We start from the raw sequence: 23,521 nt of genomic DNA on the forward strand, positions 1-23,521 counted from the left end.
GCGTTCGCCGACGAGGTGAACGACGCCACCGGGTTCGCATTGGGCGGCGGCACGACCGTGCCGGGGATCTTGGCGACCAGGTTGTCGAACCGCACCAGGAACGGCACGTTCGATACTCCGGATCCCGCGTATGCCGCCAGGCCCACCTGACCGGGCGCCTGGAGCGCGGCCGTCGAGTCCGTCGTGCTCAGCTGCCATGCCGCCGGCTCCGCCGTGCCCGACTTCCACGCCTTCGCCCGGACGGTCGTCGGGTTCGTCCCCGATGCCTCCACCCGCAGCGTCAACGCTGTTCCCGGCGTGACGGTCAGACCCGTCAAGTTCTGCGTCGCCAGCGTCGTGCCGCTGCGCAGCACCTGCAGACTCACCGAACCGCTGGCTGTGACCGTGACCCGAGCCCGGTAGTCGTCCGCACCGATCCGACGAGCGAGCGCCTGCGCCTGCACGCTGCCGCCGACCGGCACTGAATCGAACGTCGCATCGACCGTGACCTCGGTCGCTGCCGACGAGACACCGGGCAGATACGCCGTCCGCAGCGCGCCACCGGCCGTCAGCCGGAACACACCCGAACCGTCCACGGCATAGTTCGCTGCCGCGTTCGCCAACGACCACGCACCGCCGGCCGTGGCCTCGCCGAGACCGCTCGCGGCTGTGCGATCGAAGACGTCCGACGCGAGGATCCCGTCGCCGACAGAGATCGCCACGGATTCCGTCTTGGTCGTCGTCGCACCATCGTTGTCCGTCACCGTCAGCGTGACCGGATACGTCCCGGCTGCCGCATACGTGTGGGTCGCGGTCGCGCCGGAACCGTGCGCGGTGTCGTCACCCCAGTTCCAGTCGTACGACGCGATCGACCCGTCCGAATCCGTGGATCCGGATCCGTTGACGTCGACCTTCAGCGGTGACAGTGCCGAGGTGAAGGTCGCTGTCGGCGCGACGTTCGCCACGACCGCGATCGAGGTGGTCTTCTCTGCGGTGCCTGTCCTGTCGTCCGTGACCGTCAGAGTCACGGAGTACGTTCCGGCCTCGGCAAATGTGTGGGTCGCGGTCGCACCGGAGCCGTGCGAGCTTCCGTCGCCCCAGTTCCAGTCGTACGACGCGATCGTGCCGTCGATGTCTGCGGACGCCGACCCGTCGACATCGACCTTGAGCTTCGACACCTGCGACGCGAAGCTCGCCGACGGCAGCTTGTTCACGGTGACGCCATCGCGTCCGAGGCTGTAGTGGTCGCTCACCGTCGCCGCGGGAATGACCGACGGGTAGACGGCGACCTCATCGATGGTCCCCAGGAAGGTGTTGCCCCCGGGGCCCCACGACACGTCACCTCCGACGTGCCAGTACCCCGTGTAGTTGCCCGACGTCTTGTTCGCGTTCTCTCCGACGAGCGCACCGTCGACATACAGCCGCATGCCCGAAGAACCCTGCGTCGCGACCACGTGATGCCACTGCCCGTTGTTGTAGGAACCGCTCGAGGTCAGGCGCACCTGCCCCCCATTGGTCGCCCCGAAGACGAGCTGCCCTGCGCTGGTCATATAGACGTGCCGGTCATAACTCGACGAGTTTCCTGTCGCGCTGTTGCCGAACCCGACGATCTTGCCGCCCGACGTCGACGTCGTCTTGAACCAGGCCTCCGTCGAATACACCACGGGGTTCACGAATGCCGTCTGGCTGATCGCCTGGCCCCCGCTGAACGTGACTGCCGAGTTGGCGACGCCCTGAAGCGCACCCGCCTGGCCCTTGGTGTTGGCGCCCACATACTTGCCGCCCTGCCCGGATCCCGACGCATCCTGAACCACGGTTCCCGTGGACTCCGCGAGACGCCAGTAGAGGGTGGGATCGGACTTCACGACGGTCGAGCCGTAGGCGTCGGCGGGCGGGTTCTGCACACCGACCGTGCGGCCGGCGGCCGTGAAGTGCTGCGCCACCTGAGTGGCAGAGAGCGATGCACCGTACACCGCGACCTCATCGATCGTGCCGGAGAAGTACTGCGCACCCGACCATGTGGCATCGCCTCCGACGCGCCAGAAGCCGCTGTAGATCTCGGCCGAGTACGAGTCGGTCCGCTGCCCGACGCGCACGCCGTCGACATAGAAGGTCATTCCTGCGATCGGATCCATGGTGCCGACGACGTGGTGCCATGCACCGTCGTTGTAGGCGTTCGGAGACGTGAGAACGCGCCTCTCGGCCGGGTAGACGCCGAAGTTCAGCCGACCGCTCGTGTCCATGTAGATGGCGCGGTCGCTCGACGTCGACGTGCCGCTCGACCGGTTGCCGAAGCCGAGGATTCGCCCGCCGGCGTTCGTCGTGGTCTTGAACCAGGCTTCAGCAGCGAAGGACTGCGGTCCTCTTTCGGCAGTCTCGGTCGAGGCATACCCCGACGTGGTGCCGTTGAACCGAGACGCGGGGATCGTCGCGGTAGCCAACGCACCGTCGACGCTCCGCGTCACCCCGTTGCGGACCGCGAGGTTGTTCGCACCCGCCCAGTCGGAGGATGCCTGTCCGGTGTCATTGAGCGGCCAGTAGTGCGTAGGGCGGTCCGCGAGGATCGCCTGCGAGTAGGACGAGGCGTTGAGATTGCCGGAGGTGCCCGCAGTCGCCGTGACGATGGTGCTCCAGGCGACGTTGCCCTTGGCATCCTGCGCGCGCACTCGATAGGTGTGGGAGCTGCCGGGGGCGACGCCGGAGTCGACGAAGGCCATGCCGGGAAGGCCCCAGTCGGCGGGCTTCGAACGGGCAGTGGTCGTGTGGATCGGAGACCCGTTGACCCCGTCGCGGATCACCTTGTATTCGAGGAACTCGTTGTCGCGATCCCAGTTCAACGGCCAGGTCACACGCACGGCACCCGAGGCGACCGCAGTCGCGGTGGGCACCCAGGTGCTGCCGCTCAGCCTCGGCCCGTCGGTGTTCGGCGCCTTCTCGGTCGTGGCGAAGCGCACGAGACCCTGCTGGATCTGGTTGTTCACGCGGGTGAACTCCCCCGCCATCACGACGTAGTCGGCGTTGCCGGTGACGCTCCAGGCCGCCTGCGTCGCGCCGCTCACCGTTCCGGTGTCGAACGTCGGGTACCAGTGCAGGAGACGAGGAGCGGGGTTGCCCGCCCAGTTCGCGTACCCGAGCGCCAGGCCGTTCGGCGTGGTTCGCGCGACGGAGTTCGAGAACGCGACCGCACGATAGTGGGTCCATGGGTCGCTCTGCGGGAAGCCGCCGACGACGCTCTCGCAGTAATGGGAGTGCCCGACGCCGTAGACGGCGTCGGGTGTGGCGTACGCGCTGTAGGTGTCGCCATGGCAATCCTCGACCCAGGTCACACCGCCGGTCGCCCAATCGCTCTTGAAGATGCCCTCGAGGTTGCCGCCTCCGCCGAAGGTGTATCCGGTTCCGTAGAGGCTCGTGCCGTCAGTGCTCAGAGACCAGATCGCACTGTCCTCGCCACCGTTCCGAACGACGCCGTTGGCCGCGAACGGAAGCAGGCCGCCCGTGGTCGCATCGACCAGGGCCATGCCGTATCCGGGGTTGGACGACCCGTTGACCGTCGTGAAGTGCCCTCCGAGCGCGACCTTCTGCTCGTCGGCCGAGATGACGATGTCGTTGCCCCTGTTGTCGAGCACGGGGGCCCAGGGCAGCAGGTCGCCCGCCGACGTCACTGCCGCGGCGCGACTGCGATCGTTGCTGGCGACGCGACCGAAGTTGCCTGTGAAGTACACCGCTGCGTTCGTCGCGACGATGCCTCGCACGGAGGCGTTCACGCTCGGAGCCCACGTGCTCACGAGGGTCCCAGAGGGCAGGTCGAATGCAGCGATCCTGTTGCGGGGCTGCCCGTCGACCGTCGTGAAGTCGCCCCCCACGTACAGGCGGGTGCCGTCCGGAGATGCGGCGACCGAGTTGATCTGGCCGTTCACGTCGGGCGCGAAGGGAAGCAGGGCTCCCGTTCGCACGTCGTACGCGAGGACGTTCTTCCGTGTCACCTCTTCGGTGCCCGCGGCCGCCCCCGCCGGACGCGCCGTCGTGAACGTGCCGCCGGCGAACACGGTATCGCCGACGATCACCTGATCCCACGCCGCCCCGTTGATCTGCACGGTCGGCAGCGCGTCGGTCGTCACCGTCTTCGGCGTGCTCGTGTCGACCGGCGCGGTGTCGGCGGATGCCGCAGACGGCGCGAGTACGAGCCCTGCCACGACCACCGCCCCCGCGGTCGCCATGACGAGAACCGCCCGACCCACGGCGCGCGAGCGCGCGAAAATCCCCAGTTGTACAGCCATAATTCATTCCCCAATGAATTGACACGTCCGGTGAAGGACGAGATCCCCAGATAACCCCAGTTATCGCTAGCTGGCGGGTGCCGCACCCCTGAACGCGGCATAAGGCTCGCCAGTTAGCAGGTCCACTGTAACCCCTACATCGCTCCGCGCGTCAACCGGAATCGAGAACGAGTACTCGCCGTCCGCGCTCTCACCGGCCGCGAGCGTCGCCGGAAGGCCACTCGCCACAGTGTCGCCGAGCGGCGGAGCGGGGTTCTGATCGGGCCCTGACGCCAGGTTCACCGTCGCTCCCCCGAGATCGAGCGCGGCGTCGGTGGAGTTGGTGACGCGGACCACGACCTTCAGCGCGGGACCGGCGAGATCGCCGGGCTGCTCGCTCGAGGACTCGAACGCCGTCATCGAGACGACCTCGACGGTCACTCCCTCGACCACAGTGGCGGTCTCGTCGATGTCGACCTCGACAGGCTCTGATTCCGACGGCTCGACATCGGTGGAACCGGGCGTGGGCGTGGGGAACACGCTGGGCGTCGGCGGCACCGACGCGGGCGCCGTCGGCGACGGCTCGGCATTCTGCTGCGCGCCCTGGGCGGTCAGGAACCAGATGATCCCGGCCACGACGACGACCAGGACCGCCCCCACTGCGATGAGAATCGTCTTGCGCGTTCGAGTCATGGGTCCCTCTCCCCTGCGCCTCGACGTCTGTGCGATCTCGGCGTTCGGCAAACTTTACCGCTTGCACCGCGAACGGTCGATGCGTCGGCTAAAGTCAGTGCAACCGCGCGTCACCGGCGCGGGTCGGCCTTGGGGAGGTCGAGCCGACCGACGCTCCGCGCGGCCGCACCGGCGAGTCCGCCATCCCGATCAGCAACGACCGGAGGATTCATGTCCCAGCAGACGCCAGGCGTCCGAGAAGCGCTCGCCTCGCTGCGGGCCGCCCAGAAGTCCAACTCGGGAGCGCCCGCATATTCGCGGTTCGTGAACCGTCCGATCGGCCGCATCTTCGCCGCCGTCGCGTTCGCATGGGGACGCACTCCCGACCAGGTGACCGCTGTCAGCGCCCTGTTCACCTTCGCCGGGATCGCGCTCATCGCGCTGGCACCGCCGACGCTGCTCACCTCGTTGCTCATCGTGCTCTTCCTCGTCCTGGGGTACGCCCTCGACTCGGCCGACGGCCAGCTCGCACGACTTCGGGGCGGCGGTTCGCCCCGCGGCGAATGGCTCGATCACATGGTCGACGCCACGAAGATGGCGACGATCCACATAGCCGTCCTGATCTGCTGGTGGCGCTTCTACGATCTTCAGCCGCCGATGCTCCTGATCCCTCTCGGCTTCCAGGTCGTGGCCTCCGTGTTCTTCTTCGGGGTGATCCTCACCGAGCTGATCCGCCGCGTCGGTGCGACGGGTACGACGTCGAAGGCCGCATTCCGGAACTCGCCGCTGTACGCCCTGCTCGTGCTGCCCGCCGACTACGGACTGCTGATCCTGGTGTTCGCGACGCTCTGGGTCCCCTGGCTGTTCATCACGCTGTACACGGCGCTGCTGGTAGTGAACGCCCTGATCCTGATCGCCTCGGTCGTTCGCTGGCACCGTTCCCTCGGCCCGAGCGGGGCAGGACATGCCTGAGTTCTCCGGGCTCTCCGCGCGCCAGTCACGCGCAGCGAAATGGAGCGCGTACCGCCGGGCGGCGGGAATGATCGCCCGAGGCCTCGTCCGTCGGCCGTTCTTCGGAACCGCGGGCGGCCCGCTCTTTCTCGGACGTCGGGTGCGGATCACCAACCCGTCGTTCATCCGCTACGCCGGACGGCTCGTCGTCGAGGACGGAGTCGAACTGCAGGGACTCTCCAAGAACGGGATCGTCTTCGGATCCGGGGTGTCGATCGGAGCCGGTACGGCGATCCGCCCCTCGTCGTACTATGGCGGCGAAGTCGGGGAGGGACTCCGCGTCGGCGACCGCTCGAGCGTCGCGACAGGATGCTTCATCGGCTGCTCCGGCAGCATCGTGATCGGCGATGACGTGATGCTGGGCCCGGGTGTTCGCGTGTTCTCCGAGAACCACGTGTTCTCGGATCCGAGCGCGACCATCAAGTCGCAGGGGGTTCAGAGAGGCGCCGTGACGATCGGCGACGACTGCTGGATCGGCAGCGGTGTGACGATCACCTCGGGCGTGACGATCGGACGCGGAGTCGTGATCGGCAGTGGCAGCGTCGTCACCCGGGACATCCCCGACTACAGCATCGCCGCAGGCAGCCCGGCGAAGGTCATCCGCACCCGACAGACTTCGATGGGTGGCGACGGCGGAGGAAATGTGTAAGCTGATCCACAGTCATGACCGTGGGGACGGCGTGGCTGGAAGGACTTTGGGGATTTTGGGGATCTGGGGATGTCAGTGATTTCTGGCGCACCCGCGGGAGCAGCGACACACGCGCCCTGCGGTCACGTGATTCTGCGTGCCGTCGATCGACGAACACCGTCAGTCCGGTTCACCGTACACATCTGATTCACGCACGTCGGCTCCGAGGGGGAACCACATGCAGGCAGCACACGACCGCACGGCGCAATCGCGGAAGAGCGACGAGGTATCACTCGTCGTCGCCATTCCGACTTTCAAGCGCCCCGAGCGTCTGGTCCAGACTCTGCAGCTGGTGGGAGAGCAGCTGGCGCCGCTCATCGACGCCAGACACGCGAGGTCCGTCTCGATCCTCGTCATCGACAACGACCCTGCCGAGTCCGCTCGCTCGGTCGTCCAGAACGAGTACGCCGGCGTGGCCACTCGCTACGTCGCGGAGGCGACACCCGGCATCCCCGCGGTTCGCAACCGCGCCCTGGATGAGTCGGTGGATGTCGACCTCCTCTCGTTCATCGACGACGACGAGGTTCCGCTCGAGGGGTGGATCTCGTCGCTTCTGCTCACCTGGTCGAACTCCGATCAGCCGGCCGCCGTCATGGGGCGCGTCGTGTCGCTCTTCGACCCGGACGCCGATCCGTGGGTTCTCGAGAGCGGCCTCTTCCGTCGTCCGCAACGCCCGACAGGTACCGAGATAGGTGTTGCAGCGACAGGGAACCTGCTGCTGGACCTGAATCAGGTGCGTGCCAGCGGTGTGCGCTTCGATCAGCGGATCGGGCTCGGCGGCGGCTCCGACACTCTCTTCAGCATGGGCCTGAAGAAGACGGGCGCGCGCCTCGTGTGGTGCAACGAATCCGTCGCCGAGGACACGGTGGAGCCCGAACGTCAGACCCGGCCGTGGGCGCTGAAGCGGTCGTTCAGCCACGGAAACGTCTCGATCCTCGTGCAGCTGCGATTGGAGTCGCGAACCGCACGTCGCCTGCTCATCCGCGCGAAGGGACTCGCCGGTGGCGCCGCCCGCGTCGTCGCAGGATACGCGCGCCATCTCTTCGGGCGCCTGACTCGCTCGATCCGCCACGATGCCAAGGGGCTGCGCCTCGCGTACCGAGGAGCGGGAATGATCTCGGCGAGCATCGGGCAGACATACTCCGCATACTCTCGGCCGGGCGCCTCGGCATGAGCCGGTTCGTCCCGGCACCGGCACGGCGATGGCTGCGCAGCCATGGCGGCCCCCTCGGGTCGATCGTGCGTGTGCGCACGAGTCGCCCAGAGTTCGTGCTCACCTACGACGACGGACCGGATCCCGTCGAGACCGAACGCGTTCTCGAGGTGCTCCGCGACGAGTCCGCGTCCGCGACCTTCTTCGTGCTGATGACGCGGGCCCGTGAGCATCGGACGCTGATCTCGGACATCCTCGCCGCCGGCCACGAGGTCGCGCTGCACGGACCCGACCATAGGCCGATCTCACGCCTCGGCCACCGCGAGGTCCGCGAACGGACGGCTGCGGCGAAGGCCGAGCTCGAGGACATCTCCGGCACTGCGGTGCGGTGGTACCGCCCGCCCTACGGACTGCAGTCTCTCACCAGCTTCCGGGCGATCAAGGCGACGGGTCTCGAACCCGTGCTCTGGGGCCCGACGGCATGGGACTCTCGCGAGGCGACGACGGAGCAGCGGGTCGCCCGCGCGCTTCGCGGTGCCGAAGCCGGCGCGATCCTGCTGTCGCACGATTCGTACGCGGGCTTCGCCGACGGCGGTCGCAGCGATTCACCGCCGACCGTGGATCGGAGCGCTCTCGCGACCCGCATCCTGGCGGCGTATCGCGAGCGAGGACTCCACGCGCGAAGTCTCGCGCAGGCACTGACCTCCGGCTCGCCGGTGAAGGGAATCTGGTTCAAACGATGAAGGGGAAGAAAGATGACTGAGGAGAACCGCCGAGAGGCACAGAAGGTCGTCGTCATCGGACAGGGGTATGTCGGTCTGCCGGTCGCGATGCGGTCGGTCGCCATCGGCCATGAAGTCGTGGGTCTCGACCTCGATCCACGCCGTATCGACAGCCTCGGCGCCGGCAGCTCGCATGTCGATGACATCTCGGACGACGAGCTGCGTGCCGCGCTCGACTCCGGCCGCTACCGCGTGTCGTCCGACTACGCGGATGCAGCCGGCTTCGACGTCGCCGTGATCACCGTGCCGACGCCGCTTCGCGAGACACTTCCGGACCTCTCGTTCATCGAGAGCGCCGCGGTGTCCCTCGCGCCGCAGCTCACACGGGGAGCGCTCGTGGTTCTCGAGTCGACGACGTATCCGGGTACGACGCAGGAGCTGCTGATCCCGCTGCTCGAAGAGGGCTCCGGCCTGACCGCCGGCACGGACTTCTTCGCCGGCTACAGCCCCGAGCGGATCGACCCGGGCAACCCGACCTGGGGCCTGCAGGAGACGCCGAAGATCGTCTCGGGCATCGATCCGGAATCGCTCGCGAAGGTGTCGGAGTTCTATTCGGCGATCGTCGACACGATCGTGCCGGTGAGCTCCCCGAAGGAAGCCGAGATGGCGAAGCTCCTCGAGAACACCTTCCGTCACGTGAACATCGCTCTCGTGAACGAGCTCGCGGTCTTCGCTCACGCCCTCGGTGTGAACGTGTGGGAGTCGATCGACGCGGCCGCCACCAAGCCGTTCGGCTTCATGAAGTTCACGCCGGGTCCCGGCGTCGGCGGGCACTGCCTCCCGGTCGACCCGAGCTACCTCTCGTGGCAGGTGCGTCGCAAGCTCGGCAAGAGCTTCCGGTTCGTCGAGCTCGCCAATGACGTCAATGACCACATGCCCGAATACGTTCTGCAGCGGGTCAGCCGACGCCTCAACGAGGAGGGCAGCGCACTCAACGGCGCGCGCGTTCTGCTCCTCGGGCTCGCCTACAAGAAGAACACCGGTGACATCCGCGAGTCGCCGGCGCTTCCGCTCATCGAGCTGCTGCAGGATCAGTCGGCGGTCGTGCATGCGGTGGACTCGCACGTCGAAGAGCACCATTGGCCTCGCACCGTCGAAAGGATCCCCGCCGCGGAGGTCGATTTCCACGCGTACGACGTCATCGTGCTCATCACGGATCACGACGACGTCGACTACGAGGTGCTCGAAGCGAGCGGTGTACCCGTCTTCGACACGCGCAACCGCCTGCGAGGCGAGGGCATCGAGCGCCTCTGACCTCTGTCATGCATGAAGCCGGGCGGTGCGACAGGATGTCGCACCGCCCGGCTTCTCTGTTGTGGCGGGAGTGATCAGCCGATCGTGTAGCGGGTGAGGGGCACAGCGCCCACCTCCCAGATGTTGCCGCTGAGCACCGGTGCGCTCGACACGGGTGCCACGATCCCGCACCCGGCGAAGATGCGCTCGGGTCCGAAGACGTTGCTCGTGACGATCGGTCGGTTGTTCGCCGCGGATGCTCCGACGTTGATGGTGCAACCACCGTCCTGCAGATAGTTGTCGCGGATGGTGATGGAGCCGAGCTTCGCGATCGACGAGTTCTGGGTGATCTGCACCGCAGCGTTCGTCGCGCCCTCCATCCGGTTGCCCTCGAGGAGGATCGATGCGCCGCCTTCGATCTGCACCGAGTCGTCATGCGACGGCGTGCCACCGCGCAGCGGGTCCTTCTCCCAGTGGGAGTTGTCGTGCAGCCAGGAGTCGCGCACGACGACGTTGTCTCCGAGGACGCGGACGGGATCGACCACGCGGTGGATGTCCATCCGCAGCGCAGTGAAGTTGGAACCCACCAGGCCGTTCCATGCCGGGTCTTCCGATGCCGCGTAGACCTCGGAGTCCTGGATGGTGAACGGCTGACCCGAGTTGACGTTGGTGACGAGTCCGATGCTGCGCGCCGTCGAACCGCCGACGATGCGGGAGTTCTTGATCACGACGCCGGGCGCCTTGATCTCGATGATCCCTCTGACCTCCAGCCCGTCGACGACGGTGTTGGCCTTCGTGATCACGAGGTCGCCCTGGTGCACCTTCAGCGTCACGCCAGCGGGTACGCCGGTGGTGGCTGCCGTCGGGTGACCGGATTCGGGCACCGTCGGGTTGGCGGGCGGTGCGGGAGCCGGCGCAGGTGCGGGAGCCGGCGCAGGTGCCGGAGCGGGCGCCGGAGCCGGTGCCGGAGCCGGAGCCGGTGCCGGAGCGGTCGGCTTGGTCGTGGCAGTCGGCTTCGGGGCCGGAGCCGGAGCCGGCAGCTGCGCTGCCGCGTAGGACGACGAGTTCACCGCGGCCTTGAGCGACGGCGATCCCTTCGAGGTGTAGAAGGTCACCGCCCCCTTGCCCTCAGCCGAGATGCGCGAGCCCGACGTGTCCTTCGCAGACACTTCGCGGGCCGCAGAAGTGCCGATCTTGGCGGTTGCCTTGAGGGTCACCGTGGAGGTGCCCTTGGCTTCGAGCGTCAGGGTGAGCTTCTGGCCCGCCTTGATCTTCTCGGGCAGAGTGATGTACGACGAGATCGTCGACTGGGTCAGCGAGCGTCCGGTCCCGTTGATGCGCTTGATCGAGACCGAGACGGTCCCGTTCGGGTAGCTGCGGGCCTGAGCGACGTACGCACCGGTCTTTCCGGATCGGGCCTGCACAGATGTGTAGACGCCGCTCCCGGAACCGGGCAGCGAAGCGAGGGTGGTCGATGCTGTGACCTTCGCATCACGGATCGCGGTGCTTCCGACCGCGACGGTGGACAGCGAACCCGGCTTGATTGTGACCGAGGTCGCGGCGCTTGCGGGTGGAGCGAAGATCAGCCCTGCGGCGACGAGGATCGTGGAGAGCAGGAGAGCGACCAGAAGTCGGGCGCTTCGAGGGGTCGAGGTGGAGGATCGGGTTGAGCGGACGAGGGCAGGGTAAGAAATATTATTCATAGGTGTCCAGCCGTTTCGGGGAGGGGCTGCGCCGAGGCACAGAGTTTGGCGGCTATCGCAGGCCATATTAGGTGGGTCGAACCTGTATGTCACCCGAGAATCTGGAATATTCCAGTAGACCCATGTCTTCAGGGCGATATATTCCGCATCCGGGTCCCCCCTAATACGCTCTTCGGCTCAGAGCTCGCCGGGCTTCATCGCCTCGGCATCGATCGCCCGTATGATGCGCAGCGTCGCCGTGTCCGGCTTCGGCTCCCCGTCCTGCGTCGCCTCCTTCGCCCGTCGCTGCGGCGCGTAGACCACGAGGGAGTGGAAGAGGAATCGCGCGAAGAAGGCGACGATGAGCGACAGCCCCGTCGCGAGCACGCTGGAGATATGCCAGGTCTCGACCATGAGCGCCATCACGGGGATCCGCAGTGCGGCTTCGACGTTGTTGAAGGTGAACGACGCGGCGAATCGGCCGCCCAGTCCGCGTGCGTCCGTGCGCATGTCTGCGAAGACGAACCGCTCCTGCAGGAGGAAGTTGCCGATGATCGTGACCTCGGCGCCGATGATCGCGGCCCATATATAAGGAACACCTGCGGCGGTGAGCAGCCACATGATCCCCAGGTTCGCGGCCGCGCCGATCACTCCGATGATCGCGAAGAGCGACATCTTGCCGAATCGGAGTCTGGCCAGGTGCGCCACGAAGGTCGCCCCCTGACGCAGGCTCGCCTTGGAGGTCCCGTGACGACGCTCGCCGAACTCCATCGGCACCTCGGCGATGCGGAGGTCCGTGCGAGCGAGGATCTCGAGGAGGATCTTGAATCCCTGCGGCTTGAGGGCGGCCAGGTCCAGACGCGACCGGTCGACGAGGAAGAACCCGGTCATCGGATCGGTGCTGCGGGCGAGACGGATCGGGAACATCGCCCGTGTCAGCCAGGTGGCCGCCCTGGAGACACCGAAGCGGACCGCCGTTCCCAAGCCGCTCGTGTCGCCGCCGCCGATGTATCTCGAGGCGGCGACGAGATCGGCGCCGCCTTCGCCGTGCCTTCCCAGGAGAACGGGAAGCAGCTCGGGCGGATGCTGCAGGTCGCCGTCCATGACGATGCAGAGATCGTGCTGTGCGGCCTCCAGCCCGACGACGACCGCTCCCCCGAGCCCACCGGTGTTGTCGGCCCGGTGGATCACGCGCACGGGCAGCGGAGCATCGGCTGCCACCCGCTCAACCTCGGCGGCCGTGCTGTCTGTGCTGTCGTCGACGAACAGGATCTCGGCGTCGTACGCGGCGAGCGCGAGCGCGGTGCGGGCCACCAGTTCAGCGACGTTGTCGCGTTCGTTGAAGGTCGGCACGATGACGGTGACCGCTGTCCCCACTGTCCGCCCCCTTCGCCTGTACCGGCATCACTGCGGACTCCATAGTTCCATGTGTTCCTATGCGTCGGGAAACCGCGACCTGCTAGAGTGACGGGATGCGGCTGTGGGAGTCGCTGGGCGGATGGGGATCCGCCTCTGGGGAAATACTGATCTGGGGAGATCATGGGGACGCGCATCGGCTATGCCGTGGGTGCTTTCGACCTGTTTCACGTCGGGCATCTCAACCTTCTTCGTCACGCCAAGCAGCACTGCGACATTCTCGTCGCCGGTGTCGTCAGCGATGAGATGCTGCGGCAGGTGAAGGGCATCGAGCCCGTCATCCCGACCGTTGAGCGGGCGGAGATCGTCCGTCACATCTCGTTCGTCGATGATGTGTACGTCGAGACCACGCCGTCGAAGATGGATTCGTGGCGAGACGTGCAGTTCACGCACTTCTTCAAGGGCGACGACTGGCGGGGCACCGAGAAGGGCCTGCGGCTCGAGAGGGAGTTCGGGGAGGTCGGCGTCGAGGTCGTGTACTTCCCGTACACCGCGCACACGTCGAGCTCGTCGCTGCGTCGTGCGCTCGATGCGATCAGCGCAGGCGCGACCGTCGGCGGCGCTCCTGCGCTCGCGACGCGCTGACTGCCCCTGACTGACGGCGGGGCGGGCCCGGGCCGGACCCTGCCGTCAGTCAGTTCGCGACGCCGAGCAGGCTGCGCGCCATCCGTGCGACGTGCGGCGGCGTGTGCGCACCGAGCCAGACCGTCCATTGCAGCGCCGGCTCCGCGCACGTCCACTCGACGCACCAGGAGTGCACCGCGTTCGCGAGGCGCTCGCCTTTCGCATGCTGACGGGCACCGTCACCGCGCAGCAGCCACCGCACGGACACTCCCTCGGGCACGTCGATGTGGCGGAACTGGATGCGAGCGGCCGCCTCGATGAGGATGACCCCCTCGGCATCCCACGGCATGCGAGCGGCGATGGCGGCGATGGCCCCGGCATCGGTCGAATCACCCGCGATCAGCACGACTCCCTCGATGTTCTCCCAGTCCGGATCCTCGAGGTGCTCGCATGCGCTGTTCATACGCCCGAGTATAGGTAAGGGTACCCTTATCTATCAATGGCGGATCAGTCGCATCGCCGCATCCGCCGTCTCGGCGCCTGCCCAGCCGAGCGGCTCTACGCTGGATACATGACTTCTCCTGCAGACTCCGCCATCACGATGTTCGGTGCCGATTGGTGCCGCGACTGCATCCGCACCAAGAAGCAGCTCGACTCCCTCGGCGTGGAGTACACCTATGTCGACCTCGTCGCCGACCCCTCCGCGGCCGACGTCGCGAAGGAGATCTCCGGTCGCACGAACATCCCCGTCGTGGTCTACCCCGACTCCTCGCACCACGTCGAGCCGTCGAACGCGGACGTCGAGTCGAAGCTCCGCGAACTCTCCCTGATCTGACCTGAAGCGGCCTCGTCGCGCACCGATACACTGGCGCGATGAGCACCGCGGCTCGGCCCGAACGGGCGTCCGTCCGCCTGCCCGTTCGCACGGTCGCCCTGTACGCGATCGGCTCGCTCGGCACAGGCGGCTATGCCACGCTGCCCGGGCTCGTGCTGACGTACTTCCTGACCGACAATCTCGGCGTCGCCGCACTCGCGGCCGGTCTCATCGTGACCGCGGCGAAGATCTGGGACGTCGTCATCGACCCCCTGATCGGCGCAGCCTCGGACCGCCAGTACGCGAAGACCGGTTCGCGTCGCGGACTCATGGTCGTCGGCGCTCTGACACTCCCCGTGTTCTTCGCGTTGACCTTCGCGGTGCCGCCGTCGTGGGGGCCCCTCGCCGGCGCGGTGTGCGTGCTGCTCGCGTTCCTCGCCACCGCGACGTCATTCAGCCTGTTCCAGGTGCCCTACGTCGCGCTGCCCGCCGAGCTGACCTCAGGGTACGACGAGCGCACCCGCCTGCTCGGGTGGCGCGTGGTCGTGCTCACCGCATCCATCCTGCTCTTCGGCGCCGGCGGACCCGAGTTGAGACGCGCGACCGCCGACCCCGTCACGGGATACCTGCTGATGGGCGTGGTCGCCGGTGTGGTCATCGGCGTCGGCATGCTCATCGCATCGCGGACAGCCGATGCGGCCGCGCGGAGCATGGCCGCGGCTGACCGACCGAAGGCCCTCGCCCCCGTGGGCCTGCGTGAGCAGTACGCTGCGGGCCTGCGCACGTTGCGTCGCAGCCAGCCCTTCCGCGCACTGCTCGGCACGTTCCTCCTGCAGGCGCTCGCCACCGGCACGATGCTCGCCGGCGCGCAGTACGTGGCCACCTGGGTGCTGCGCTCGGAGGACGCCGTCACGCTGGTCTTCCTGGCACTCGTCGGTCCGGCCCTGGTGGCGACGCCCGGCTGGACGATCGTGGCGCGACGCCTGGGCAAGGAGCGGGCGTTCGCGATCGCGAGCGGGGTCTTCCTGACCGCCGCCGCATCGCTCGTCGTCGCGGTCTGGACGCCGGGAGCATGGATGTACGGCTCGATCGCGGTGGCGGGCATCGCCTACGCCGGACTGCAGTCGCTGCCCATGGCGATGCTCCCCGACGTGATCTCGCACGATGAGCGGCACAGCGGGCGCGGGCAGGCGGGCACCTTCACGGGAGTGTGGACGGCGGGAGAGACCATCGGGTTCGCGCTCGGAGCGAGCGCTGTGTCCCTCACCCTCGCCGCGACGGGCTACGTGTCGAGCGTCGCAGGTGCCACAGCCTCACAACCGGATGCCGCGATCACGGGGATCGTGCTCGCGTTCAGCATCCTCCCCTCGTTCCTGATGGCAGCGAGCCTGCTGACGCTCCGCCGCTACCGTCTGCGTCGCGCCGACATCGACACCCGACCGGAGTACGCGACATAAGCTGGGATCCCGTCCGAAGGAGACGCCGATGACTTCTGCGACAACGCCCGCCGCTTCGACGGCGAGCCCCGAGCTGGGTGAGGCCGAGCGCACTCGCCTCGACACCGCGATCGAGGACCTGCACGCCGGCACCCGAACCTGGGCAGCGCTGACGCTGGCTCAGCGGGTCACGCTCCTGCGGGCCGTCCGCTCGAGCGTCGCCGCCGCTGCTGAGGACTGGGCGCACACCGCAGCCGCCTCGAAGGGCCTCGACGCCCGGCATCCGCTGCGTGGCGAGGAATGGCTCAGCGGTCCCTACAGCGTTCTCGGCGCCCTCGACGCCTACATCGAGACCCTCGCGCGCCTCGCGCACGGCACCAACCCGCTCGACGGGATCACGATCGACCGCGCCCCGGGTGGACGCACCCGCGTGCATGCCTTCCCTCTCACGGGCCTCGATCGGTTCCTGCTCTCGGGCTACACGGGCGAGGTCTGGCTCGAACCCGGGGTGACCCCGAACGGCGCACGCGCCGCGGCCGGACTGGCCCAGCGCACACCCTCGGAATCGGGGGGCGTGGGGCTCGTGCTCGGCGCCGGCAACATCACCTCGATCCCCGTGCTCGACGTGCTCTACGAACTGCTCGCGCACAATCGCACGGCGCTGCTCAAGGTCAATCCGACCCAGGATGCGCTGGTGCCCGTCTACAAGCGGGCGCTCGCACCGCTCATCGGCCCAGGACTGCTGCGCATCACCCGTGGCGGGCCCGAGGTCGGCACCTACCTCACCGGCCATTCCGGCCTCGCGCACGTGCACATCACCGGATCGGCCGCGACCTTCGACACGATCGTGTGGGGCACCGGAGCTGCCGCCACCCGGCGACGCCGTGAGGACCGCCCGCTGCTGAAGAAGCCCATCACCGCCGAGCTCGGCGGAGTATCGCCCATCATCATCGTGCCGGGCGAGTGGACCGACGCCGATCTCACGTACCAGGCCGAGCACGTGGCCACCATGCGCCTGCAGAACAGCGGCCACAACTGCATCGCCGGACAGGTCGTCATCATGTCCTCCGACTGGGCGCAGGCCGATGACTTCCGGGCGGCGCTCCGCCGCGCCTATGCGAACGCTCCGGAACGACCGATCTGGTACCCGGGCTCCCCCTCGCGGATGCACCTCGCGACCGACGCGTACCCCGATGCCCTCGTGCTCGGCGACAGGGTGCTGGTCGAGGTCTCCGAGGGCGACGACGCCACGGCGCTGCAGAGCACCGAGTACTTCGCCCCGGTGCTGGGCGTCGTCTCGCTCGCCGGAACCGGTCAGGAGTTCCTCGACTCGGCGGTGGCCTATGCGAATGACCGGCTGCAGGGGACCCTCGGGGCGAACCTGCTCATCGAGCCGTCGACCGAGAAGGCCCTCGGCGCCGGATTCGACCGTGCCATCGCCGCCCTGCGCTACGGGTCTATCGCGATCAACGGCTGGACCGCCTTCGGCTTCATCACCCCGACGATGACCTGGGGAGCATTCCCCGGCAGCACGATCGCCGACGTCGGCAGCGGCATCGGAGTGGTCCACAACGCGCTCCTGCTCGACCGCGTCGAGCGCTCGGTGATCCGCGGACCGTTCCGTCCCTTCCCCCGGTCGCTCCCGGTGGCGAATGGCGGCGGACGCCTCAGCATCCTCCCGAAGCCGCCGTGGTTCGTCTCCGCGCGCACGGGGGCGACGGTCAGCGAAGGGCTCACGCGATTCCGCGCCGACGGCGGTCTGATCCGGCTGGTGAAGACGCTGACTGCGGCTCTGCGCGCCTGACGCACTCCCTGCGGCCGCGAGCCGTCAGGCCGAGAAGCGGTCGGTCGCTGCACGCAGCGCTCGCTGGATGCCGGCCTCCGTCGCCGAGTGACCCGCGTCGTCGACCACGACGAACTCCGCCTCCGGCCAGGCCACGTGCAGATCCCACGCCGTCATCATCGGCGTGCACACGTCGTGGCGTCCCTGCACGATGACCGTCGGGATATGGCGGATGCCGTCGACACCGTCGATCAGCTGACCCTCGCTCCACCATCCGCGATTCACGAAGAAGTGATTCTCGATCCGGGCGAAGGCGATAGCCGTGTCCGGGTCTGACATCGCCTCGATCTGCGCGGCGTCCGGGCGAAGGGTCACGGTCGACGCCTCCCACCGTGACCAGGCCACCGCCGCCGGACCATGCACCGCAGGGTCGGCGTCGAACAGACGCCGGTGGTAGGCCTCGATCATGTGCGAGCGCTCGAGCACCGGAATCGGAGCGATGAACTCCTCCCACAGGTCGGGGAACAGCGCGGCGGCCCCGCCCTCGTAGAACCATTCGAGCTCTGCGCGCCGAAGGGTGAAGATGCCTCGCAGGATCAGCTCGCTGACGGCATCCGGATGAGCCTGCGCATAGGCGAGTGCGAGCGCGCTACCCCACGATCCCCCGAACACCTGCCACTGCTCGACGCCGAGGTTCTTGCGCAGCAGCTCGATGTCGGCGATCAGGTGCGCGGTGGTGACGAAGCGGAGGTCGGCGTCCGGCGCACTCGCGTGCGGGGTGCTGCGCCCGCAGCCCCTCTGGTCGAGCAGCACGATGCGGTAGACCTCCGGGTCGAAGAATCGTCGCTGCCAGGGCGAGGTGCCACTGCCCGGTCCGCCGTGGAGGAAGACCACGGGCTTGCCCTCGGGGTTCCCGCTGACCTCCCAGTACATGCGGTGTCCGTCACCGACGAGCAGCTCGCCCGTCTCATGGGGCTCGATGGGCGGGTACAGCGCGTCCAGGTCCATCGCGCCTGCCTACAGCTCTCCGCCGGACACGGTCAGCGGCTGCTCACAGACGTCCAGACCGTTGGTGTATCCCTGGGCGAACCAGGCCTTGCGCTGCACACTCGTGCCGTGCGTGAAGCTCTCGGGATTGACGGTGCCGGACGACTGCTGCTGGATGTTGTCGTCGCCGACGGTGTTCGCGGCGTTAAGGGCATCCTCGAGCTCCGCCTCGGTCGGCGGCAGGAGGTAAGGAACCCCGTCGGGGTCCTTCTCCTTCGTCATCTGCCCGATCCACGCACCCGCATAGCAGTCGGCCTGCAGCTCGACGCGCACGCCGTTGCTGTCCGGCCCCGTGCCGTTGTTCGGGTACCTGTCCATGACGCCGGTGATGTACTGGATGTGGTGTCCCCACTCGTGCCCGACGATGTACAGCTGGGCGAGGTTGCCGGCGGATGCTCCGAACTGCTGCTCCATCAGATCGAAGAACGTGGGGTCGATGTAGACCGTCTCATCCGGCGGGCAGTAGAAGGGACCGACCGCGTTCGACGCGGTGCCGCAGGCGGTCGAGGTCGCTCCATCGACCACGATCAGCTGCGGCGGCCGATACGGATCGATGTAGTCCTCCCAGTAGCCGTCGAGCGCGAGCTGGGATGCGGCGACACGGCAGTCGACGTTCTCGTTGGCATCCTCGCCGGTCTGGCAGTTCTCGATCACACTGCCACCCTGCGGCTCCGTCCCGCCACCCGTCGTGCCGCCGCCCAGGAGGCCGGTCAGATCGATGCCGAGCAGGGGTCCGGCGATCAGGGCGATGATGCCGAGCAGGCCGACGCCGCCCGCTCCGGCTACGACGGCACCACGGCCACGTCGGCGGGCCGTGTTGCCGGAGACGTCTGCGTCAGGGTTGAAGGTCATGCCACGAGGGTACTCTGCACCACGGGCTCGCACCGTCGTAGGCTCGAGGCATGACGACCACCATCACGCTCACGGGTGCGGGCGGACAGATCGGCTACGCACTGCTCTTCAGGATCGCCGCGGGAGACCTGCTGGGCCCCGACGAGAAGGTACGGCTGCGGCTGCTGGAGATCCCTCAGGGGCTCGGCGCCGCCGAGGGTGCGGCCCTCGAACTGCAGGACGGCGCCTTCGGACTGCTCGAGCACGTCGAGGTCACGGACGACCCGGCCGTCGGCTTCGACGGGTGCGATCTCGCTCTGCTCGTCGGCGCGAGACCGCGCGGGCCGGGCATGGAGCGCGGAGACCTGCTCGCGGCCAACGCCGGCATCTTCGGTCCCCAGGGTGCCGCTATCGCCGCCCATGCCGCGGATGGCGTGCGGGTCACGGTGGTCGGCAACCCGGCGAACACGAACGCGCTGATCGCGTCGGCCTCGGCGGACGGCGTTCCGGCCGAGCGATTCGCGGCGCTCACCCGGCTCGACGAGAATCGCGCCAGAGCCCAGCTGGCACAGACGCTCGCCGTGCCGGTCGACACCGTGCGACGTGTGCCGATCTGGGGCAATCACTCCGCGACGCAGTTCCCCGACGTCTCGCACGCGACCGTCGGCGGCAAGCCCGTCGCGGATGCGCTCGAGGCCATCGTCGGCGATGTGCCCACGTGGCTCGAGCAGACCTTCATCCCCCGGGTCGCGAAGCGAGGTGCCGAGATCATCGAGGTGCGCGGCTCATCGTCCGTCGCCTCCGCCGCGAACGCCACGATCGAGCATGTGCGCGACTGGGTGCGCGGCACCGACGACTGGACCTCGGCCGGCGTGGTCTCGCATGGCGAGTACGGCGTGCCCGCCGGCCTGATCTCGTCGTTCCCCGTGCGGTCGGTCGACGGAGAATGGCAGATCGTCGAGGGGCTCGAGGTCAGCGAGTGGGCCCGCACGCGCATCGACGCCTCGGTGGCCGAGCTCGTCGAGGAACGGGACGCGGTCACAGCCCTCGGGATGCTCTGAAAGGTCACCGCTCCGGCTCCGCGCAGGGCAGAATGGATGCCGGAGGTGCGCGATGAGCGAGACGATCGATCCCATGAAGGCGACGGCATCCGTCGACGAGGCCCTGACGAGCCCGCTGCATCTGCCGCACGCGGCTGCGGAGTGCCCCAAGTGCTTCACCGAACTGCAGCAGAATCGCGACTTCTGGCTCGCACGCCCGGACGGTTCACGTCTGGTCGGGCTCGTGGTCTCCCGCGAGGGCATGCCCTCGGTGGTCGAGCAGCGCGACGATCTCACGCGTTTCGGGGTGCCGATCGAAGGATTCCGGCACCCCGCTCCCGACATCCTCGAGAGCTGGAGCGATCGGCTGTCGCGATTGATCAGCACACTGAAGCCCGGTGACGTCCTGGTCGTGGCGAACATCAACGCTCTCGGCCGCGACTCCGAAGAGGGCGCGCGTACCGCCAAGGAGCTGCGTCGCCACGGCATCATCGTCAAGGTGCTGAGTCACGACGCGCGTCATCTGGCCGACGCCACGCGCTGAGCTCGCGGGTTCACACGTCTCGCGCTCAGAAGTCTCCCGAGCGAAGTCGAGCGAGAGTTCCCGCTCCGATCTCGGCGCGGGCCTCGGGGCGCTTCCCGTAGAAGGAGACGAGTTCCGCGAGGATCACCGGATCACTCGCGAGATCGCGCGTCGCCCACGAGGATGGTCGCGTCGTGGTCGTCCGGACGACCACGCGATCGCCCTCCAATGATGCAGCCGAGATCTCATCCCAGGCCGCATTCACGCGGTTGCGTGGAATCCGCAGCTCGACCCCGTCACGACGCAGGGTGAGGCGATGGCCGTCGAGAGGACGGAACCACGAGCGCACGCCGACGGTGAGCAGGATCAGCCCGATCACCGGCACGCCCAGCAGAGTCAGTATCGTCATCCGTTCGGCAGGAACGGTGAAGATGCTCCACGCCCATCCGGCGAGGAGCAGCGCTCCGGCTGCGACGAACGCGCGCAGCGGCCAGACGACCTCCGCCGCACCGCCGAACACGACCGTCGATCCGTCGACCGCAACCCGTACGACCCTCACTCGCTCGATCCGGAGATGAGCGGTCAACAGCCACGCCGCGACGCCGACCGCCAGCACGACCCCCGATCCGAGGAGCTTCATGGCCGGGGCGGGGTCAGCCAGCAGTGTCACCGCATAGAAGACGACTGCTGCCGTGAGCACGACGCCGAGCACCACCAGCCCCGTCGTCGACCCCTTCTGGCCCTGCCATCCGGCATGGCCGGGAACCCAGACGGTCTCCGCGGTCTTCTCCTGCCCCATCACCCGAACAGACCCTTCCACGCCTTCCCGACGCCGTCACCGACGTCGCCGACGAAATCGGTGGTGTTCTCCCACGCGTCCTCGGCGAAGTCCGTGGTCGCGTCCCATGCGTTCTCCATCCCTGCATCGATGGACTCCCGCACGTCCTGCGGCACCCAGCTCTCGTACGCCCAGACAGCGCCGGCGCCCACTGCCACCGCTGCCCCGCCGACGACGACCGCAGTGCCCCAGACCGGCAGAGTGATCACGCCCGCCGCGGCGAGAGCCGCGACGCCGGCGGTGGCAGCGATGCCGCCGATGACACCGCCGCCGATCTCCACAGCAGTGGAGGAGGGGTCGTCACCTGTGGACATGTCGGAACCCAGGTTCCAGATGTCGATGCCCCAACCCACGACCGGCAGCGCCTTGCTCGCTCGGGAGAGTCGCCGAGCGAGGTCTTCCGCCTCGTCCGCCGCCCAGCGCATTCCGCCGGGGTTGGCCGCCTCCGCAGCCGCCTTCACAGCCGGGTTCCCGGACCGCAGCTCGCGCACGAAGTCGGAGGCCCCGAGGCGGAGATCCTCCGCATGGGAGACAAGGTCGGTCGCCGTCGTCTTCCACGCGAGCGCCTGCCCTTCGAGGTAGATCTTCGGAGCCTCACCGCCCGCCTCGTGGAGCCCGGCGAGGATCTTCTGTGCGGTGGACTGCGTCGGGAGCCCATCGAGGAAGCCGTCGAGATTCTCGCTGATCCAGACTTCGAGCTCGCCCCACCACGAACCGACGTCCTCGGCGATCTTGTTGTACAGGTCGATGCGGTCGAGGTGCTGCTGCCACTCATCCCAGTACGGATCGTCGCGCGTCGCAGGACACACGGGAATCAGGGAGACCGGCCGCCCGATCACCATTCCGTTCACGGGGAGCCCCTCGCCGCGGGCCTTCTCCCGATGCGCGGCGAAGTCCTCCTTCATCCGCTCCAACTGGCCGGCGTACGAGCGCAGCTTCTCCGCCGCGTCGCGCGCCAACCCTGCGATCTCGTCCGCCGCGTCCGTGGTCCGCGACAGGATGGTGACGTAGTCGTCAGCCGATTCGCCGTACCAGTGCGATCGCACGCCCGTGGGGATGAAGCTCGTCGTGCGGGACGAACCGTCGGCCGCGTCTTTCAGACCGGGATCGAGCCACTCCGCAGCCGCCCGCACCTGCGCGGCGTCACCATGGGTGGTCGTGTCGATCGTCATCAGAGGTCCTCGACGATCGTCGCGACCGGGGTGAGCTGATCGATCACGTCCTGCTCGTTCGTCGCGGAATCCTGTGCGATGGCACGGACGATCTCTCCGAGCGTGCCGTTGATCCGGTACAGCGCGTCGACGCCGTCACCGACCCGCATCATGATCGCCGCCACCGCATCGGAAGCGAGGCCACCGTCGACGGCGGTCGGAATGGCGGCGAGCTTGCCTTCGATCGCCTCCACGGCCTCCTCGTGCATGCTCGCGTGGACGGCCATGACCTCCGGGTCCATCGCGATGCGAGTCATGCGATCGCCCCGTCCCGTCGATACGACGCGGGCACATCGAGATCGAAGATCACGACGTCGTACGGCTGCGCGCGCTTGATCTCCGCGAGGTCCTCGGTGCGCACCAGGATCCACGGCTGCCGTTCGCCCGCAAGCGTCAGCAGCCGGTCGAGCGCCGTGTATGCGAGGAGCGCGAGCCGCCCGTCCTTCAACTCCCTGATCTCGACGAGCTGCGCCTCCGGAGTCGACGTCACGCTCAACGGCAGATACAGCACGGGCGGCACCATCGGCTGAGACGGCGTTAGGGGTTCGAAGGTCATGACGGC

22 protein-coding genes are annotated in these 23,521 nt (G+C 68.0%); 11 read left to right on the forward strand and 11 right to left on the reverse strand.

The window, feature by feature from the left end; all coding sequences use genetic code 11:
* Both BEP68_RS00005 and BEP68_RS00010 read right to left on the reverse strand, forming a co-directional pair.
* Positions 1–4,196 (reverse strand): LamG-like jellyroll fold domain-containing protein (locus tag BEP68_RS00005; protein ID WP_187248868.1); only part of this gene is annotated, 4,196 nt, incomplete at its 3' end.
* A 126-nt stretch (positions 4,197–4,322) separates the two neighbouring features.
* Positions 4,323–4,928, reverse strand: coding sequence for a hypothetical protein (locus BEP68_RS00010; RefSeq protein WP_187248869.1), 606 nt, complete (start codon positions 4,926–4,928; stop codon positions 4,323–4,325).
* A 210-nt stretch (positions 4,929–5,138) separates the two neighbouring features.
* Here BEP68_RS00010 and BEP68_RS00015 point away from each other — a divergent pair, with 210 nt between their 5' ends.
* From BEP68_RS00015 to BEP68_RS00035, 5 genes are all read left to right on the forward strand, one after another.
* Positions 5,139–5,879 carry a CDP-alcohol phosphatidyltransferase family protein gene (locus BEP68_RS00015; protein WP_187248870.1) on the forward strand — a complete coding sequence of 247 codons (741 nt, stop codon included), beginning with the start codon at positions 5,139–5,141 and terminating at the stop codon, positions 5,877–5,879.
* Positions 5,872–6,567, forward strand: coding sequence for an acyltransferase (locus tag BEP68_RS00020; RefSeq protein WP_187248871.1), 696 nt, complete (start codon positions 5,872–5,874; stop codon positions 6,565–6,567). The genes BEP68_RS00015 and BEP68_RS00020 overlap by 8 nt, the downstream gene beginning before the upstream one ends.
* Positions 6,568–6,784: 217 nt before the next feature.
* On the forward strand, positions 6,785–7,780 hold the full coding sequence (locus BEP68_RS00025) for a glycosyltransferase family 2 protein (RefSeq protein WP_187248872.1): 996 nt from the start codon (positions 6,785–6,787) through the stop codon (positions 7,778–7,780).
* On the forward strand, positions 7,777–8,502 hold the full coding sequence (locus tag BEP68_RS00030; RefSeq protein ID WP_187248873.1) for a polysaccharide deacetylase family protein: 726 nt from the start codon (positions 7,777–7,779) through the stop codon (positions 8,500–8,502). The genes BEP68_RS00025 and BEP68_RS00030 overlap by 4 nt, the downstream gene beginning before the upstream one ends.
* 12 nt (positions 8,503–8,514) lie before the next feature.
* Positions 8,515–9,795, forward strand: a complete 1,281-nt coding sequence (locus BEP68_RS00035; RefSeq protein WP_072590677.1) for a nucleotide sugar dehydrogenase — start codon at positions 8,515–8,517, stop codon at positions 9,793–9,795.
* A gap of 74 nt (positions 9,796–9,869) precedes the next feature.
* Here BEP68_RS00035 and BEP68_RS00040 read toward each other — a convergent pair whose 3' ends face one another.
* Together BEP68_RS00040 and BEP68_RS00045 are read right to left on the reverse strand one after the other, a co-directional pair.
* Complete coding sequence (locus BEP68_RS00040) at positions 9,870–11,477, reverse strand: right-handed parallel beta-helix repeat-containing protein (RefSeq protein ID WP_187248874.1); 1,608 nt, start codon at positions 11,475–11,477, stop codon at positions 9,870–9,872.
* Positions 11,478–11,654: 177 nt separating this feature from the next.
* Complete coding sequence (locus tag BEP68_RS00045) at positions 11,655–12,833, reverse strand: glycosyltransferase (protein ID WP_056276680.1); 1,179 nt, start codon at positions 12,831–12,833, stop codon at positions 11,655–11,657.
* Positions 12,834–12,995: 162 nt separating this feature from the next.
* Between BEP68_RS00045 and BEP68_RS00050 the strand changes: the two genes are divergently transcribed.
* A complete protein-coding gene (locus tag BEP68_RS00050) occupies positions 12,996–13,457 on the forward strand; it encodes an adenylyltransferase/cytidyltransferase family protein (RefSeq protein WP_053098689.1) in 462 nt (153 codons plus the stop codon).
* A 49-nt stretch (positions 13,458–13,506) separates the two neighbouring features.
* Here the strand turns inward: BEP68_RS00050 and BEP68_RS00055 are convergent, their stop codons facing one another.
* A complete protein-coding gene (locus BEP68_RS00055) occupies positions 13,507–13,899 on the reverse strand; it encodes an SIP domain-containing protein (protein ID WP_056276678.1) in 393 nt (130 codons plus the stop codon).
* Positions 13,900–14,007: 108 nt separating this feature from the next.
* Between BEP68_RS00055 and BEP68_RS00060 the strand changes: the two genes are divergently transcribed.
* The 3 genes from BEP68_RS00060 to BEP68_RS00070 are packed head-to-tail and all read left to right on the forward strand — an operon-like array spanning position 14,008 to position 17,490.
* Entirely contained in the window at positions 14,008–14,271 is a 264-nt protein-coding gene (locus BEP68_RS00060; protein WP_053098687.1) for a glutaredoxin family protein, read from the forward strand.
* Between the two features lie 38 nt (positions 14,272–14,309).
* On the forward strand, positions 14,310–15,707 hold the full coding sequence (locus BEP68_RS00065; RefSeq protein WP_187248875.1) for an MFS transporter: 1,398 nt from the start codon (positions 14,310–14,312) through the stop codon (positions 15,705–15,707).
* Positions 15,708–15,735: 28 nt separating this feature from the next.
* Positions 15,736–17,490 (forward strand): aldehyde dehydrogenase family protein, encoded by a 1,755-nt coding sequence (locus tag BEP68_RS00070; protein ID WP_187248876.1) that lies wholly within the window; start codon positions 15,736–15,738, stop codon positions 17,488–17,490.
* Positions 17,491–17,514: 24 nt separating this feature from the next.
* Here the strand turns inward: BEP68_RS00070 and pip are convergent, their stop codons facing one another.
* Both pip and BEP68_RS00080 read right to left on the reverse strand, forming a co-directional pair.
* The gene (gene pip, locus BEP68_RS00075; RefSeq protein WP_187248877.1) at positions 17,515–18,477 is read right to left on the reverse strand and encodes a prolyl aminopeptidase; all 963 of its coding nucleotides are present in this window, start codon (positions 18,475–18,477) and stop codon (positions 17,515–17,517) included.
* 9 nt (positions 18,478–18,486) lie between these two features.
* Positions 18,487–19,368 carry a neutral zinc metallopeptidase gene (locus tag BEP68_RS00080; RefSeq protein ID WP_056276671.1) on the reverse strand — a complete coding sequence of 294 codons (882 nt, stop codon included), beginning with the start codon at positions 19,366–19,368 and terminating at the stop codon, positions 18,487–18,489.
* Positions 19,369–19,418: 50 nt separating this feature from the next.
* Here BEP68_RS00080 and BEP68_RS00085 point away from each other — a divergent pair, with 50 nt between their 5' ends.
* Positions 19,419–20,408 carry a malate dehydrogenase gene (locus BEP68_RS00085; RefSeq protein ID WP_187248878.1) on the forward strand — a complete coding sequence of 330 codons (990 nt, stop codon included), beginning with the start codon at positions 19,419–19,421 and terminating at the stop codon, positions 20,406–20,408.
* 52 nt (positions 20,409–20,460) lie between these two features.
* On the forward strand, positions 20,461–20,931 hold the full coding sequence (locus tag BEP68_RS00090) for a recombinase family protein (RefSeq protein ID WP_056276664.1): 471 nt from the start codon (positions 20,461–20,463) through the stop codon (positions 20,929–20,931).
* A gap of 25 nt (positions 20,932–20,956) precedes the next feature.
* Here the strand turns inward: BEP68_RS00090 and BEP68_RS00095 are convergent, their stop codons facing one another.
* From BEP68_RS00095 to BEP68_RS00110, 4 genes are read right to left on the reverse strand one after another with little or no spacing between them, the layout of a single operon-like run.
* Positions 20,957–21,709 carry a hypothetical protein gene (locus tag BEP68_RS00095; RefSeq protein ID WP_056276661.1) on the reverse strand — a complete coding sequence of 251 codons (753 nt, stop codon included), beginning with the start codon at positions 21,707–21,709 and terminating at the stop codon, positions 20,957–20,959.
* Positions 21,709–22,920, reverse strand: coding sequence for a hypothetical protein (locus tag BEP68_RS00100; protein ID WP_187248879.1), 1,212 nt, complete (start codon positions 22,918–22,920; stop codon positions 21,709–21,711). The genes BEP68_RS00095 and BEP68_RS00100 overlap by 1 nt, the downstream gene beginning before the upstream one ends.
* Positions 22,920–23,216: a hypothetical protein gene (locus tag BEP68_RS00105; RefSeq protein WP_053098679.1), complete on the reverse strand. Its 297-nt coding sequence runs from the start codon at positions 23,214–23,216 to the stop codon at positions 22,920–22,922. Before BEP68_RS00105 ends, BEP68_RS00100 begins: the two co-directional genes overlap by 1 nt.
* Positions 23,213–23,515 (reverse strand): SAV_915 family protein, encoded by a 303-nt coding sequence (locus tag BEP68_RS00110; RefSeq protein WP_053098678.1) that lies wholly within the window; start codon positions 23,513–23,515, stop codon positions 23,213–23,215. Before BEP68_RS00110 ends, BEP68_RS00105 begins: the two co-directional genes overlap by 4 nt.
* Positions 23,516–23,521 lie beyond the last annotated feature (6 nt).

This window comes from Microbacterium sp. 4-7, from assembly GCF_014332665.1.
GTDB lineage: Bacteria > Actinomycetota > Actinomycetes > Actinomycetales > Microbacteriaceae > Microbacterium.